We start from the raw sequence: 15,404 nt of genomic DNA, 5'->3' as shown, positions 1-15,404 counted from the left end.
AGGAAATTCAATCACCAGTCATTGCGACCGAAAGTTCATCATCAATTATTAAATACTTAATTCAAAGTGTTTTAATTCTGGATTATTCACATGGATTGAAAATATAATTATGTCCCCATGGATCAATTTAAATAATGGTGTCTCTTTGTGTCTAATCGCTACGTGTTGTCTATAGATCAAGGTACTACTGGTACAAGAGCAATTATATTTGATGAAAACGGTCTACCAGTGAAAAATGGAGTAGCGTATCTTGAACACAGACAAATTTATCCCCGCCCTGGATGGGTTGAGCATGATCCAATAGAGATATGGGAGAATACAAAACTCGTTATTAAAAAAGCACTGGAGGGCTCTGGCGTCGATCCACGTAGTATTAAAGCAATTGGTGTAACTAATCAAAGAGAGACGATTGTAGTGTGGAATGTAAAAACCGGGAGGCCGGTCTACAACGCTATTGTATGGCAGCATCGTAGAACAGCACCGTTAATCGACTATTTAAAACAACACTATTTTGAATCTATAAAGAAGAAGACGGGTCTTATACCAGACTGTTACTTCTCTAGTACAAAGATATGGTGGCTTCTCCAACAAGATAAATCACTAAGAGAGCGTATGGAGAGCGGTGAAGTAGTAATTGGAACCATTGATACCTGGTTGATATGGAATTTAACAAGGGGGTCGCGAGACAATTTAACACCCGAGAGAAACGGGGCACATGTAACAGATTATAGTAATGCATCTAGGACAATGTTGTTCAATATATACAAGTTAGACTGGGATGACGAGCTACTGGAAATCCAAGGTAAAATACCACGTGAAACACTACCACTACCACGGCCCAGTAGTGAAATCTATGGTTTTACAGGGCCAGAAGTATCTCGTGAATTATTCAATGGAGTTGAGATACCAGTTGCAGGTGATGCAGGCGACCAGCAAGCCGCACTCTTCGGCCAGGCCGGGTTTGAAGTAGGGAGTACTAAGTGTACCTATGGAACAGGCAACTTTATATTAATGAATACTGGTTCAAACCCAGTGGAATCCAAGCACGGATTGCTGACAACTATATATTATAGTCTACAACCAGGGAGAGCAGAGTATGCACTAGAAGGCAGCATATTCATTACTGGAGCGGCTATCCAGTGGTTGAGAGACGGGCTCAAAATAATCGAGGTTTCAGCGGAGGTAAATCCACTAGCAGAGGCGGCACCAGACACGGGTGGCGTATACTTTGTACCCGCATTTGTAGGTCTTGGAGCGCCATACTGGGACCCATACGCCAGAGGCTTAATAATAGGAATCACTAGGGGAATAGAGAGAAAACACATCGCTAGAGCCGTCTTAGAATCAATAGCTTATTTGACAAGAGACGTAGTTGAAGCAATGAAGTCTGATACGGGAATAAATATCAGTGTATTAAAAGCTGATGGTGGAGTAGCTAAAAGCGACTTTCTACTACAATTCCAGGCAGATATATTAAATGTAAGAGTTGTAAGACCAGTAGTATATGAGACAACTAGTCTTGGAGTAGCATATCTAGCCGGCATAGCCGTTGGAGTATGGATTAGTATTGATGAAATTAAAAAGAACTGGAGGGCCGAAAAGATGTTTGAACCGAGAATGAATGAGGAAACAAGAGAAAGACTATACAGGGGTTGGAAGTCGGCAGTACAGAGAGCTCTTGGATGGGCTCGTGAAGTACCATGGGCTTACGGATATGATAAACAATAAATCCCCTTTAATAGTAATTCAATAATGGAGTGATGAGAACGGCGAGCAATGAGAACTCGTGATCGATGCGGCCGTATCTGACGGCTTTTCCTCCACTATTAATTTCATTTAGTATTGATTGTTAAGAGTAGATCGGATCCGCCGGAAGTCATCACATATCAGTCTGCAGTAACCTCCTCATCCATAGTTAAATTAGAGTAGAAAGCTCTCAAAAACACTGTATACTCGTGGAATACGTAGATATTTACTCTTCTATTTTTTCAACGTATAGTTTCAAGCCCTCTACTCTTACAACTCTTACTTTACTACCAGCTGGTATTGTACCATTAATGGAAAACGCCGTCCAATCCTCGTTTAACACGTATACTGTTCCAGGAGTGGTTTCACCAACTTCTGTTTTTGCATATCCCACAGCATTTAATAATTGCTCGCTAAGGGGTTTTCTCTTAATTCTCATTGTCGAGGCTGCCTTATACCCTATAAATACAAATAATCCACCAATAGCTACGAGACCCATAGTTGTAGTTAATACTACTCCTGTAAGGGTCTCGGGGGGTGTTGAGAGTATTGTTAGTGTAAAGCCGATTGCAGTTAATATCACGCCTGATAGCCCGAATACGCCGAAGCCTGGTGTAAACAACTCTATTATTATTAATACCGCTCCAGCTAGTATTAGTGCAATATGTAGTATTTCAACGGGTATTATTGTTAAACCATAAAGTGCAAGTATTACTAGTAGAATACCTGCTAATCCATAACCCTGGAATCCAGTTGTAAACACCTCTATTAATATGAGTAACACGCCGACAAACAATAGTATTTCTGAGATTAGTGGATGAGATATTAATGAGATCATTTTATCCCATAAAGAGGGAGTTAGCTTCCCAGTTAATTCGAGGTTTTCACTCGACAATACTTCTGATAACTCTATAGCTGGTTTTGCAATTCCTAGTGCAACGGCTTCTTCATATGTAAAGGTTTTTGCTTCTTCAACTAGTTGTCTAGCGATGAGAGAAGAGTTTTCAATGTTTTTCTCTTCGAGGAATGACCTCAATCTAGCCTTTATGTATTCAACTATTTTTTCATCGTATGGTGATGGTTTGATAGCTCCAATCACAGATCCGGGGGCCATGTATACTTCTCTACATGATAGAGCTATTAGTGCGGCTGCTGAGACGGCGTATGAGTCAGGGGGGATCCATGCAATACAGTGTGATCCAGAAGAAGCAATTATATTGATTATTCTATCAGCCGAAGACAAATATCCTCCATAACTATTGATTTCCAATATATATACTACACCAGGATGTGATTTCACAGAGGACTCAATAAATGATACAGCACCACCATCAATATTCATGTCTAAAACCAATACAATAGCTCTTCTAGTTTCACTCTGCGAGTGTATTGTTGATATGTAGATAGAAGCCAGTAGTATTAAAACCAGTAATAGGAAATATGGGGTTTTCTCGTAGTGGAACACCATGTATTCTAACACCCATTCTACAATAGTATTAAGAGCACACTCGGTGTTTAAATTTTACCCGCATAGATAAATTACTTATTAATTCCTTGATTACTTATTTATTACTGGTGGAGCAATTTGAGTTTAATTATACAGGCTAGATCAGAGGGCCATGTAGACACGATAATAGAAGTAGCAAGACGAGAAAGACTGGACCCCGAGGTATTAAAGAAGAAAGTAGCGGCAGGAAGGGTTGTAATCCCCAGGAATACCCGTAAGAAAAAAGCTCGATTAATTGGTATTGGCGAGGGACTTACTACTAAAGTAAATGTCAACGTGGGGACTAGTGGTGTATACGTAGACCCTGACCTAGAAGAGGCCAAGGTTAAACTCGCACTTGAATACGGTGCAGATACAGTAATGGATTTGAGTACTGGTGGAGACCTAGATGCAATACGTAGGAGGCTCATCGAGGCGGCTGAGGGACTACCATTTGGCACTGTTCCAGTCTATCAAGCCTGGATAGAGGGGGTTAGGAAATACGGGAGTATAGCTAGTATTCCACGTGAATGGTTTCTAGAAGTAGTAGAGAGGCATTTACGTGATGGAGTAGACTTTATGACAATCCACGCTGGAATTACTAGAGACCTGGGATTAAGAGTATTAAAGAGTAGGCGAGTAATGCCAATTGTAAGCCGTGGCGGTTCAATGATTGCTGCATGGATGGCCGAGACCAATAATGAAAACCCATTTTTATCGCAATGGGGCCAATTACTCGAATTGTTCAGGGATTACGATGCCGTTATCAGCCTGGGAGACGCGTTAAGACCTGGTTGCATAGTAGATGCACACGACGAGTTCCAAGTATCCGAGTTGATATTGAATTCTAAGCTAGCTCGAGACGCTGTTGAAAAAGGAGTGCAAGTCATGATTGAAGGCCCTGGACACATGAGAATGGATAAGATCGCATCGGACATTAAACTAATGAAGAGCTTGTCTGGTGGTGTTCCATACTATGTACTGGGACCACTAGTTACAGATATAGCTGCTGGATACGACCACATAGCGGCAGCAATAGGTGCAGCTATAGCATCAGCAACTGGAGCGGATTTAATATGCTACCTCACACCAGCAGAACACCTTGGACTACCAAACCTCGAACAAGTCAAAGAGGGGTTAATAGCCGCTAAAATAGCTGCTCACGCTGGTGACCTAGTAAAACTCGGTAGTAGAGTAGTAGAACAAGACGTCTATATGAGTATAGCGAGGGCTGGACTAGACTGGGAAACCCAGTTAAAGTATACACTAGACCGGAGGAAAGCCGAGGAAATAAGAAGACAGTTTAGTGGTGCTGGATTGAAATCTTGTACTATGTGCGGACAATACTGTGTATTCCTCGTTTTAGACAAATATACTCGTGGCAAGCCAAGCATTGATCCAAGCGAGTTAATACAGAGATTCGAGGTGGGTGTAAATGTCATGTAATCCAAGTGAAAAACCATGGATTTGGAGTACATGGGCTAAAGCACCATTTATGGAAAACCAAGAAGTATTAATAGCCTCAGCCTGTCTACCACTTGTAAACCCAGAACTATTTAAAAAACTATCTGAAAACAGAGTAGTACTACTAGCGTGTCCTGAAAGAGAGAGCGCGGCCTATTATGGTAAAATAGCGAGTATGGTGAGATCCACTAGACCCAGGAGGATAATAGTGGCAACTATTGATGGTAGTCCACATTGTTTTACACTACAAGCATCTGTAAACGAAGCAGAATACATACTAGGCGAGAAACTCGAGAGAGAACACTACGTTGTAGTAGATGGAAGAGACTTGGTGAAAATAGATCCCAATGCTGTGAGAGTAGCTAGATATCTAAGTATTGTAGACAATATATTGAAATCCAATCCTGAAATACTAGAGAAACTTAGAAAACACAGTAAAGAATACAATGCTGTATTTAAATTTGAAAAATAGATATCTATGTCGATAAAAACACTTTTTAAACAGGGCCTTCCATTATATCTAAGTAAAGAGGGGGTTTAATTGACTCTAGAGTTCATTATTGCACTACTATTCATCATCATTATCCTAGTAATAATTATACAACATGTAAAAGTAATACCAGAATACAAGAGGCTTGTTGTATTTAGACTCGGTAAACTAATGGGTGTTAGAGGACCTGGACTAGTATTCCTCGTTCCAATCATCGATAGAGGCATAGAAGTAGACCTACGTGAATTCGTATTGGATATTCCACCACAAACATGTATTACAAAGGATAACGCGCCAGTAGATGTAGACTTATTAGTCTACATGAAGATATTCGACCCCAACCTCGCTGTTACAGCAGTACAAAACTATGTTACTGCAGCCACTGGTATAGCTGTTACCACTCTAAGAGCTATTGTTGGAGACATGCCTCTCGACGATGTATTGGCAAAGAGAGAATACATAAACTCTACTCTCAGGGCCAAACTAGACGAGGTAACAGATAGATGGGGTATAAAGGTAACGAGTGTCGAGATAAAGGAGATCAAGCCGCCACGAGACGTCCAGGAAGCAATGATCAAGCAAATGGCCGCTGAGAGAACAAAGAGAGCAATGATCCTAGAGGCCGAGGGCAAGAAAACAGCTGCTATACTAGAAGCAGAAGGACAGAGAGAAGCAATGATCAAGAAGGGAGAGGGTGAAATGCAATACGAGGTACTAGTAGCAGAGGGTAAAAAGAGAGCACTAGAACTAATACAAGAAGCAGCAATGAAGCTGGGACCAAACGCTCTACTCCTCCAATACATGGAGACATTGAAATCCATTGCTCAAAGCCCCGCTACAAAAATCGTAATACCACTAGAGCTACTGGGAGCATTTAGTAAAATACTCGGTGGTGAAAAAGAAGAGAAGAAATTCTACTAGTTTTTATACTTACCCTAAATAAACCCATCTTGGTGGCTTAATTGAAGGCACTTGTAACCGGTGCATCCTCTGGTATAGGTAGAGAACTAGTTAAACTACTATGTAGTGAAAAAGACAACAGGGTTATGGGTGTAGCTAGAAACGAAAAAGCATTAATCGAGCTCAGAGAGAATTTCAAAGAGTGTTTTATACCAGTTCAAGCCGATTTATCAACTAAGAGTGGAGTAGACCTTGTTGTTAAAGAGGCGGTTGAGAAACTAGGAGAAATAGAGTTACTCGTTAACAACGCTGGTTTTGGATTATACAAGAGGATACTCGACCACACAGATGAAGAACTAGTATCAATGACCATGGTTAACTTCATATCGCCAATACTACTAACAAAGAAACTAGTAGACGCTATGAAGCCGGGTTCTACAGTAGTATATGTAATTACAGCTGGTGTATACGTAATACTAGACGATCTACCAATATACGGGCTGCTTTATTTTTAATTAGTGGTTGTTTTGTTTATAGGTTTTTATTTCATTTATTGTCGTTGGTTGTGGAGTACCTTTCACTCGCTCTTACCTGTTTTATGTGTTTTGACGCCGTGGTAAGGGTTTATAAGGAGGGTTATGCTGATGTAATAATAGTGGATATGCACTTATAATATATGGTGATATACGACGTGTCATCTGAGCGTGTGTTTAAACAGGTATCGTTTGGCCCCGTGAAAGTCGCAAAGATGGGAGATAGAGCCGTAATATTCATTCCACGGAAGCTAAGAGACCACGTACTAGGAAAACACGTACTAGTAACACTAACAATACTCGACTAGAAAGAGGCCCCGAGACATTGTCCAGTGTAACCAGAACAGTTGTTGTCGAGAGCGTTCAACTACCTAGAAAGGTATTCGACGCCCTCGTTGAATTAGAGGGTATGTACCGAAACATCGTCGAGCAGTTAACAATGTACGCTGTTAGAAGTAATACTACTAGTTTTACTAGGCTCAAGGCATTGAAGTATCGTGAATTGAGGAATCAATACCCCCATCTACCTTCACACTATGTCTACACAGCGTGCCAAGACGCTTCTACTAGAGCCAAGAGCTTCCTGAAATTGAAAAAGCAGGGTTTAACAAGTAGAGAATACCCAGAGGTCAGGAGTATCAGTATCTGGCTAGACGACCACTTGTGGAAACCCAACGGACTAACCTCTATCAGTATCGCTACCCATAAGGGCTGGGTAGCAGTAGAACTCGAGCCACACAAACAGTATTGGAGATACATCAATAGAGGCTGGAGGCTAGCCTCCGAAGCAAAGATAAAACTCGACGGGAAAAACAAGCGGTTAATCATCTACATGGTCTTCAAGAGGGAGGTTAAAGATTACAAGGCCAAAGGATATCTCTCTGTTGATGTTAATGAAAACAATGTCACTATACTCGTTGATGGCGTGGCTTATCTCTTCGAGACTGATATGGAGAAACTGGTGTTGGGATACTACTACCGCAGAAAGAAGATACAGGAGAAATATGATAAACTCTACGGTGTTAATTCACGTGTTAAGAGAAAGATAATCAGGAAGCTCAAAGAGAAAAAGAAGAAGCAGGACGTAAAGTGGAAGCTGGCAAATATAATCGTTAGAACTGCTTATGAGAAGCGATATGCCATAATTCTCGAAAAGCTTGGTAAGAAGCCAGTTGAAAACATGATTAAGAGATTTAGAGACGATCAATTAAGACACAGAATATACCAGGCATCATTCAGGGGGATCCAGAGGGCAATCGAGGAGAAAGCAAGAGAATACAGTGTACCAGTAATCTATGTTGATCCAAAGAACACCTCGAAGACATGCCCACTGCACAACGCCCTCATAAACTACGACAACGGCTCCAGAATTGGCAGGTGTAGTATTGGTGGTGAATTATGGCATCGTGACGTCAGCTGCTTGTTGGAACCTCCTCTTCAAAGCCCCGAGGGGCGATGGGAGCAGTGCTCCAAGCCCTGCGGGGCCATACGTAGATGGGAGCCCCGTGCCGTTGGGCTCGACAGCCACCCATGACCCCACAGTGGTCGGGAAACCCCTGTGGGCGAGGTGGAAGTCCCTTGATGCAATGAGTAATCATAAACCCATATCAACAAGCATCAAGGGACAAACGGAAAGAGGAATACATGTTTTAAACGTATACCCTGGTGTAGTAGTAACACCATTCCACGAGAAAGCAGGATATAAAATCGAAAAGGGAGTTAAACCAGAAGAGGCGGCTAGAGCAATAATAGACGGTGTAAGGAAAAAGAAGAAAGAAGTTTTCATACCGTTCTATCTATCTACGGCGAAAATACTAGAGGCATTTACAATCCATGTTAAAGGACCAGCTGGAAAAAACAATCCACGTGTAGACAAATAGTTCAATGAGATAATGGAGTCCGTTATAGACGTATTTGAATGTATGGTGGGCCTATAACTAGGTTTATAGACATGTCTCCTTTAGAATATGGTTTAACATATACTTCGACAATGTATTTTAAGACTACTGTGTCTTTGAACTCCATTAATGGCTTATAGCTCTCATTGTAGAGGTCTTCTTCAACTAGGTTATTGAAGACCTCCCATACTTGGTCAAAGCAGAACTCTCCGAGATTAAAGCGCATTCGTAGTGGAGTTTCTGGATTAAAGGGTTTATTGTTAATCCAGATATACGTGTGGACTATAACGTCGAAGTTTAAATCACTCGTATTGGTTTTTATACACATAGGGAGACCTGGGGTTATCTTGAAGAAATACGATTTTACCTTGAAGAATGCTGGCTCAATTGGCCTCGGGGCTTCGTAGACTCCTTGAGTAATACCTTTTGGTATAGTGAAGTTTACCTCTATTGTTTTATTCCATACAAGTATGTAATCTAGTGATGCTTCCCCAAATGATAGAGTAGTATTCTCTTCTATTTTTTCATCGCATTTAATAATACCCATGGAGTTACCATCGCTTATATTTGATTCATGAATGTTTTTGAAAGAGGTTATAATACAGTAACTCCGCCCTCTAGTTATATCGATAACAGAATTGGAAATACCCATATCGCAGTTTCTCACTCCTAGATAGGGAATAAACCGATTTGCCTGGGAGCTACATAGTCGTAGTAGACTACGACTAGAAGGAGGGTTGCTATAACGACCGATATAAATACGTAGAAAGCGATTTTTGATTTAAAGAGAAGTGTAAGTCTCATGGAGTTCACCCTCTACACGCTACTAGGTTTAATATTACATCCTTCAATGCACTGTAGGGCCTCTTTGACTACATCGCCGCTTGGAGTAAGTATTACTGTGTATAACCATTTTCCATGGTATTCAAGTGGATCATGGTAGCACCTTGGACACGACGTATTAAATGCCCATATCATGGGGAAACTGGGGTTAAAGTAGTCGTTGGAGTATGGACCCTTGAAGTCAATGTAGTGACCGACATCTATATCTCTATAGAATGTATAGTTGACTCCTTGTGTAGCAGATTGTGATGGCTTGGTTTTGAATTCACCATTCATAGCTATACTTATTATTTCACCCTTTATACTAGTGTTCAATGGCAACTCTGTGTCTGCAATGGAATTGAATACACTAATACTATACTGACCGGCGGTTTCAAACACAGTTTCCCGGGCTTCGTATATTGCACACGTAGTTTGATTTCCTATTACCCTACTACTAGTAGGATCTTTTGTTACAACACTAATACAAGTGTTGTCAACAAGGTCGCCGGGGCGTTCATATTGACGGATTACTCCATTTGGATACACTTTTGTTACAACTGGTATATAGAAGGATATTGTCGGCGGCCATGATGGTCGTAAACAGGTTACTTCGTATATTGTTACATCGGCTTCTCTAATTAATGCAATACTTGAGCCATTACGTGGAATCGCGTTCTCCAATATTCTCAGTTCTTGAATAAATGCTTTTTGAGGACCACTACTCCAAGAGAAGTAAATACCATCCATGTAATGTGGTGTTTCACCATTGAAGGGGGAGTTAATAATCCCCACTATAATAAACATTTTAACTCTCTCTATCGGTGTTCTCTTTAACACCCAGAGACACTTTGGATATGGAGATACTGCTTGGTCTATTTGTACATGGCTAGAATCCTCTGTGTATACTATGGAGGAGTATATAATTAATGGAAGTACTAGTAAACCTAGGATTAATATAACAATGGCTCTCCGCGACTTCATGTTTTTAAATCCCCTACCATGTATTTCAAGGGTGAGAACTTAAATACATTGAGAATAGAGGGCTCAACATCCTTTAATACACTTAGTTGTCTCATTGATTATTTCGCCTCTTATATCGAATATTATTGTGTGTAGGTATAGTCTATTGTATTCGTATGGATCACACGTTGGACACTGTGTTTTAAACGCCCATATTACCGGATATACACGGAGGGTGTGATCGTAGGGTCCTTTGTAGTCAATATTGTAGACGATACTGGGTCTTCCTGGATAGAATGTATATTTAACTATTTGATTACCTATTGCAAATACACCGTTTATTACTACTTCACCTAAAATACTACTTTTTACTCTAACCTCCATTGGTAACTCGGAAATAGATACATTAATACGAGTTGTTTCAGTGATTCTCCCAGTCAAGGTTGAAAAGCCAGGTTCATCTACATCTTCAAATACAGCACACACTGTTTGTTCTCCTATTACTCTGCCAGTAGATGAATCCATTGTTACAACGCGAATACATGTATTGTCGAAGTGATCGCCCTCAGAGTCAATAGGGTGAACTCCGAGATAACCTGCAAGACCACCTACGTGGTTTATGCGTATTATATGGAATTTCTCTAATATTTTTCCCATAGTTAGTGATCGCGGATTAAATACTAGGCAATTCTTCTCTACCTCGTAGATTGTTAAATTAGCTGTTCCAATCGCGGCACCACTCGAACCATTACGGGCATAGAATGTCAATTCAAGTGGTTTAAAAGTCTGGATTATTGGAGGGTCTAGAGTTACATTGCCATAAATTGGTGAATATGCGTGTTTTATAATCCAAGAGTTACTAGTTGTAGTTGTATAAGCTGCTTCGCCATTAAAGGGGGAGTTAACTATTCCCAGAATAATATACATTTCAATTGTTTCTATTGGTGTTTCTATTGGTTTCTCGTGGAGACTACAATGCACTAGTTGATCTGGCATTATATAACCCACTATAAATAGTGTTGCTATAAATGAACACATTAGTAAAATCACTACTAATAAAACAATGGTTTTCGAAAACTTCATAACCCCCACATACACATATCAGAGTAGAGTTTAAAAAACCAATAGTTTCTAAGTCATCTACTTTATAGAAAGACAACTATTTTTTACTCAATGAGCTAATTGTAGAATAGTATCGTGTGGAAAACAATACTAGGTGGCATAGAAGAGATCTTCTAGGTCTCTACGTGTAGGTAGTTCTCTCTTTGCTTTTTCTAGTAGTTCAATGTATTTGTCAACATCGTAGTTTCTATTTAGTGTTTTTTCTAGTGGAACTAGTCTTCCATCAATGTAGACTAGTCTATATGGTGGTTTTGAATTGAAGATGTATAATGGTGGTTTTACATACTCTTCTCTCGTTCTACCATTTCTACTCACTACTAGTTCACGTATTTCCACTTCCCGTTTTCTAAGTAGCTCTATGTATTTATCTATTATACTGTGGGCTTCTTCTAGTTTAATACTTAGCTCCCATGGTGTTTGTGCTTCAAATAACTTAGAGAGTGCTTCTAATTCTGCTTTTCTCACTATTAGTGGAGTATCTCTCCGTACTGCTAGTATTCCCTTTATTTTCGGCTCTCCACTGCTCGTTAATCCATAATACTTGTTTGCAGTGCTTTCATCGCTGTTTAGACTTCGTGGTATATAGAGCCATGTATAGTGTGCTTCTATTTTTACTTGGAAACCAGTTGCCTCCTCTATAGTGTTTTTTAAATATATGCATTCATCGAGTGTTTTAGTGCCCTCTATAAACAAGCTGTCTATTATTGCATGTATTATCCTATAGCCTTTTTTCTCAACGGCTATTCTTGCTTTCTTCAATACTTCTCTACTAGTACTTGTAACTACTTCGTGAGCCATTACAGAGCCGAAGAAGCTGTTTCTATAGCCTAGATACCCGAAACTAGCTACTAAAATCCATTTAACAGCATTCTTTCTCTCTTTGTATAGTTCATCCATGGTTTCTCTGTATAGTGTGTCGTAGAGATCTTTTAATTCAATCAACCTCTTTATACTGCCTGGTACTACGCCCTCACTATCTAGGCATATTCTGTGTGGTGTCCATGGGAGTATTAGAGTATTCCTACATCCTGGTTTATCTACTGTTTCTCCCGATACATTGTATTTAACCATTATGCTCGGATAGAGGCTTTTGAAGTCTGCTTGACACACACTCCAGTAGAGGCCTGGTTTCGGCTGGTAGACTACACCGCCACGATCATACACTAGTAGTTCACTTATACTCCTCCAAGACTCTCTTCTACTCCTAGATTTATCTATAAGCATTCTCCTATCTCTCGCGTAGAGGGCTTCAATGGTTGATAGTATTTTACCAATAGAGGTATTGTTCATTAAACTAAGTGGTGTATAAGCTAGTCTACACCACTCAAAGTATTCGTGTGGAGAAAACCCACCACTATAAATCCACTTGTATACCGATGTCTTAATGCCTAGGTCTTCTTCTACTAGTCTCATATATATGTATGGATCAGTAAATCCAAGGTGGAACTTATCTGATTTAATGTATTCTACGAGGTCTCCTAGCTCCCAAAAACCAATTGTCTCCTCGGGGGTTTCTACTACGTAGTATCCACTTGAAAACTCGACTACAATATACTTTAACTCTGGATCTCTACTTCTAGGATTCCATTCACTGGTTTCAATTCTTCCTTTTATAGAGTGGTTTATAGGTGTTAATGGTTGTATACCCGTTCTATAGAGGGCCTCGATTAATGGATGTGGAAAAGTATTCACCACTCTAAGATTTTTTAATTTTGCAAGCCAGAGTATGTATTTAAGCAACTGGTAGCTCTTTGTCGTGAAAACCACTACTGGCTCGATTAAATCATAGAATGGAGGTATAAGCCAGCTTTCAATCCAAGCGTCTTCTACTCCATCAGCTTTTCTCAACTCGTCTACGAGGTGTTCGGGATTACTAGTTTTAATGTATCCATAAAAGTAGAGGTCTACGATTTGTTTTTCAATAGAGTTTGTTGAATCATCATATATATCTAGATACACTCTGTCTCCGAATATATAAGCATCTAAAATCCACTTAGTCAAACTTTAACCCATTCTACACTCTACTTTATTAAAATAGAGGCGGCCGAAACTATTTCTATAAAACCCCTGGTTTAACAATCCTGGATTACAAATACTCTATTTGGAAAAGGTGGTTTTATGGGTAGAACTACTCCACCACTTAGAACTATTGTGAGAGAGTACACTGAGAGGTTTAGAAGAGTAGCCGAGCTTCTACCACCTGAAGACAGGGTTCTCATTGAGAAATACCTAGAGGACTTGGATTCAACGCTCTCAATATATATGCATGTTGGCTCGGTAGATCCACTGGAAGTCTTTCTATTACACCTTGTTAGAAAGGCCAAAGACCTCTGTAGCTGCAGTAGTAAATAGTTTCAACCATCTCTCTTTGTATTAAAATCACTGTTTATATCAAGGGAGTAAATTAATGCTTACTGGTTTAAAACACGTTGATGAATTACTGAGCCCCATTAGCAAAGAGTGGATTGTAGAGTTTTATGGCGATCCATACCTAGTATCTAGGTTAATGCACTATGTAATGGCTTATAGGAGTAGAAATGACGTAGTCTATGTATTGTTTAACCAGGAGTTTGGCGGGCTGGATACACTATACTTTGTTAAACTCTGTAGAATGCTTGATTGTAGACTAGAAAACATTGTGGTTTCAAGGTCTTTCCGGTTAAACGACACAATTAGTGCTCTTGAATCTCTTTTAAAAGTAGAAAACACGGTTATTCTACTCTTATATCCATATAACTATCTACCAAAAGACCCTGTATTCTATACCGAGGCAACGAGGATTACTGGGTTGATCTCTAAGTTGGCATTGTCAAACCAGGTGTTATTATTCAACACTGTATCCAAGTATGGTAGGAAAATGCCCGAGGGCGGTAGTTTACACCATCACCTAGTAAAAGTCATTGTTCGAGTAGAGAGGAGTGGTAGAACAATGCATTTTAAACTAGTTAAACACCCGGTTAAACCAGGTGGTTGGAGGAGTATCCCCCTGGTTTTACTCGAGGAACCAGTAGTGGATTATAGACGTGGAAAAACAATAATGGATTGGATTACGAGTACTAGGAGAGCTTTTCCCATATAAATCTAACTACTTCTTCGTGTGATGGTACATTGTGGCTTCCAAGTCTCTGTATTTTAAGTGCGGCTACGGCATTGCCGTATACGAGTGCTTTTCTAGTATCATATCCTCTAACTAATCCTAGGATAAACCCTGCTGCAAACGCGTCTCCAGCACCAGTTGTATCTACTGGTTTATCGACTTTGAATGCTGGGATATCGTATTCTACTCCTTCAACTAGTGCATATACTCCCTCACCGCCTCGTTTCACTATTACTATTCGTGGGCCAGTAGAAGCAATTAATTTAGCTGCTTCTCTATAGTCTTCGAGGCCCGTTAAGTATTTTGCTTCTTTTCTATTTACGAGTACTATGTCTACGTGTTTCAATAGTTCTTTGAAGTAGTCTAGTCCCTTCTGCGACATTCTTCTACCGGGGTCCCAGGATACTATTGCACCGTATTGCTTAGCTAGTGTTGCAGCTCTTATTGAAGAATCTACTCGTAGACTAGCTATGTGTAGTGCCTTGGCTTTCTTTATAATGTTTGCGTCGATGTCGTCTGGTTCCAGCTCTTCTCCCGCTCCTTTAAACCCGTACATTGCAATATTTCCTTCATTGTCTATTATTACAACGCTGAAACCAGTGTCTTTAAATGATACTCTTATACCTGATACATCAACGTTTTCCTTCATTAACTCTTCTATTGCTATTCTACCGAAACTGTCGAGTCCTATTTTCGCTATTACAGCGCTTCTACCTCCTAGTCTCGATACTCCTATTGCTACGTTTGCAGCTGATCCACCAGTACCCCTTGTCTGTGATAGTATTGATGCTTCTTCATCGGGGCCTGCAAACCTGTTTACTATGAACCTTATGTCTACGAGTATGTGTCCAACTGTTACTACATCACATGTTTTCTCGTTCAT

General features: G+C 40.1%; 17 protein-coding genes. 10 read left to right on the top strand and 7 right to left on the bottom strand.

Features of this window, described 5'->3' with window-relative positions:
• Nucleotides 1-147 precede the first annotated feature (147 nt).
• Nucleotides 148-1,728: a glycerol kinase GlpK gene (gene glpK, locus ACZ5YP_RS00615; RefSeq protein ID WP_464835319.1), complete on the top strand. Its 1,581-nt coding sequence runs from the start codon at nt 148-150 to the stop codon at nt 1,726-1,728.
• A gap of 244 nt (nt 1,729-1,972) precedes the next feature.
• Here the strand turns inward: glpK and ACZ5YP_RS00610 are convergent, their stop codons facing one another.
• On the bottom strand, nt 1,973-3,214 hold the full coding sequence (locus tag ACZ5YP_RS00610) for an NfeD family protein (RefSeq protein WP_464835318.1): 1,242 nt from the start codon (nt 3,212-3,214) through the stop codon (nt 1,973-1,975).
• A gap of 117 nt (nt 3,215-3,331) precedes the next feature.
• Between ACZ5YP_RS00610 and thiC the strand changes: the two genes are divergently transcribed.
• The 7 genes from thiC (at nt 3,332) to ACZ5YP_RS00575 (ending at nt 8,499) form a co-directional block, all read left to right on the top strand.
• The gene (thiC, locus tag ACZ5YP_RS00605; RefSeq protein WP_464835317.1) at nt 3,332-4,678 is read left to right on the top strand and encodes a phosphomethylpyrimidine synthase ThiC; all 1,347 of its coding nucleotides are present in this window, start codon (nt 3,332-3,334) and stop codon (nt 4,676-4,678) included.
• Nucleotides 4,668-5,168, top strand: coding sequence for a 4Fe-4S ferredoxin (locus ACZ5YP_RS00600; protein WP_464835316.1), 501 nt, complete (start codon nt 4,668-4,670; stop codon nt 5,166-5,168). Before thiC ends, ACZ5YP_RS00600 begins: the two co-directional genes overlap by 11 nt.
• A gap of 69 nt (nt 5,169-5,237) precedes the next feature.
• Nucleotides 5,238-6,107: an SPFH domain-containing protein gene (locus ACZ5YP_RS00595; protein WP_464835315.1), complete on the top strand. Its 870-nt coding sequence runs from the start codon at nt 5,238-5,240 to the stop codon at nt 6,105-6,107.
• Nucleotides 6,108-6,148: 41 nt separating this feature from the next.
• Nucleotides 6,149-6,601 carry an SDR family NAD(P)-dependent oxidoreductase gene (locus ACZ5YP_RS00590; protein ID WP_464835314.1) on the top strand — a complete coding sequence of 151 codons (453 nt, stop codon included), beginning with the start codon at nt 6,149-6,151 and terminating at the stop codon, nt 6,599-6,601.
• 176 nt (nt 6,602-6,777) lie between these two features.
• Nucleotides 6,778-6,927, top strand: coding sequence for a hypothetical protein (locus tag ACZ5YP_RS00585; protein ID WP_464835313.1), 150 nt, complete (start codon nt 6,778-6,780; stop codon nt 6,925-6,927).
• A 17-nt stretch (nt 6,928-6,944) separates the two neighbouring features.
• Nucleotides 6,945-8,153: an IS200/IS605 family accessory protein TnpB-related protein gene (locus tag ACZ5YP_RS00580; RefSeq protein WP_464835312.1), complete on the top strand. Its 1,209-nt coding sequence runs from the start codon at nt 6,945-6,947 to the stop codon at nt 8,151-8,153.
• Nucleotides 8,125-8,499 carry a hypothetical protein gene (locus ACZ5YP_RS00575; protein WP_464835311.1) on the top strand — a complete coding sequence of 125 codons (375 nt, stop codon included), beginning with the start codon at nt 8,125-8,127 and terminating at the stop codon, nt 8,497-8,499. The genes ACZ5YP_RS00580 and ACZ5YP_RS00575 overlap by 29 nt, the downstream gene beginning before the upstream one ends.
• Before the next feature lie 22 nt (nt 8,500-8,521).
• On the opposite strand, the gene ACZ5YP_RS00570 is transcribed toward ACZ5YP_RS00575, so the two are convergent.
• The 5 genes from ACZ5YP_RS00570 to ACZ5YP_RS00550 form a co-directional block, all read right to left on the bottom strand.
• Nucleotides 8,522-9,064: a hypothetical protein gene (locus ACZ5YP_RS00570; RefSeq protein ID WP_464835310.1), complete on the bottom strand. Its 543-nt coding sequence runs from the start codon at nt 9,062-9,064 to the stop codon at nt 8,522-8,524.
• 122 nt (nt 9,065-9,186) lie between these two features.
• Nucleotides 9,187-9,321: a hypothetical protein gene (locus ACZ5YP_RS00565; protein WP_464835309.1), complete on the bottom strand. Its 135-nt coding sequence runs from the start codon at nt 9,319-9,321 to the stop codon at nt 9,187-9,189.
• A gap of 12 nt (nt 9,322-9,333) precedes the next feature.
• A complete protein-coding gene (locus ACZ5YP_RS00560) occupies nt 9,334-10,323 on the bottom strand; it encodes a hypothetical protein (RefSeq protein ID WP_464835308.1) in 990 nt (329 codons plus the stop codon).
• A gap of 63 nt (nt 10,324-10,386) precedes the next feature.
• Nucleotides 10,387-11,298, bottom strand: a complete 912-nt coding sequence (locus ACZ5YP_RS00555) for a hypothetical protein (RefSeq protein WP_464835307.1) — start codon at nt 11,296-11,298, stop codon at nt 10,387-10,389.
• A gap of 216 nt (nt 11,299-11,514) precedes the next feature.
• Nucleotides 11,515-13,425: a DNA polymerase domain-containing protein gene (locus ACZ5YP_RS00550; RefSeq protein ID WP_464835306.1), complete on the bottom strand. Its 1,911-nt coding sequence runs from the start codon at nt 13,423-13,425 to the stop codon at nt 11,515-11,517.
• 117 nt (nt 13,426-13,542) lie between these two features.
• Here ACZ5YP_RS00550 and ACZ5YP_RS00545 point away from each other — a divergent pair, with 117 nt between their 5' ends.
• Nucleotides 13,543-13,776 (top strand): hypothetical protein, encoded by a 234-nt coding sequence (locus ACZ5YP_RS00545; RefSeq protein WP_464835305.1) that lies wholly within the window; start codon nt 13,543-13,545, stop codon nt 13,774-13,776.
• A gap of 55 nt (nt 13,777-13,831) precedes the next feature.
• Nucleotides 13,832-14,503 (top strand): hypothetical protein, encoded by a 672-nt coding sequence (locus ACZ5YP_RS00540; RefSeq protein ID WP_464835304.1) that lies wholly within the window; start codon nt 13,832-13,834, stop codon nt 14,501-14,503.
• Here the strand turns inward: ACZ5YP_RS00540 and ACZ5YP_RS00535 are convergent.
• A complete protein-coding gene (locus ACZ5YP_RS00535; RefSeq protein ID WP_464835303.1) occupies nt 14,481-15,404 on the bottom strand; it encodes a carbohydrate kinase family protein in 924 nt (307 codons plus the stop codon). The genes ACZ5YP_RS00540 and ACZ5YP_RS00535 overlap by 23 nt on opposite strands.

It is taken from the genome of Sulfophobococcus zilligii (assembly GCF_055398255.1).
The sequence above is the reverse complement of the archived record's forward strand: the minus strand, read 5'-3'. Positions and strand labels throughout refer to the sequence as shown.

What these genes read in the sequence shown, in the direction of transcription:
- ACZ5YP_RS00610 (WP_464835318.1), bottom strand. Translation starts at nt 3,214, where the DNA reads ATGGTGTTCCACTACGAGAAAACCCCATATTTCCTATTACTGGTTTTA.
- ACZ5YP_RS00600 (WP_464835316.1), top strand. Translation starts at nt 4,668, where the DNA reads ATGTCATGTAATCCAAGTGAAAAACCATGGATTTGGAGTACATGGGCT.
- ACZ5YP_RS00570 (WP_464835310.1), bottom strand. Translation starts at nt 9,064, where the DNA reads ATGGGTATTATTAAATGCGATGAAAAAATAGAAGAGAATACTACTCTA.
- ACZ5YP_RS00565 (WP_464835309.1), bottom strand. Translation starts at nt 9,321, where the DNA reads ATGAGACTTACACTTCTCTTTAAATCAAAAATCGCTTTCTACGTATTT.
- ACZ5YP_RS00560 (WP_464835308.1), bottom strand. Translation starts at nt 10,323, where the DNA reads ATGAAGTCGCGGAGAGCCATTGTTATATTAATCCTAGGTTTACTAGTA.
- ACZ5YP_RS00555 (WP_464835307.1), bottom strand. Translation starts at nt 11,298, where the DNA reads ATGCCAGATCAACTAGTGCATTGTAGTCTCCACGAGAAACCAATAGAA.
- ACZ5YP_RS00545 (WP_464835305.1), top strand. Translation starts at nt 13,543, where the DNA reads ATGGGTAGAACTACTCCACCACTTAGAACTATTGTGAGAGAGTACACT.
- ACZ5YP_RS00540 (WP_464835304.1), top strand. Translation starts at nt 13,832, where the DNA reads ATGCTTACTGGTTTAAAACACGTTGATGAATTACTGAGCCCCATTAGC.
- ACZ5YP_RS00535 (WP_464835303.1), bottom strand. Translation starts at nt 15,404, where the DNA reads ATGAACGAGAAAACATGTGATGTAGTAACAGTTGGACACATACTCGTA.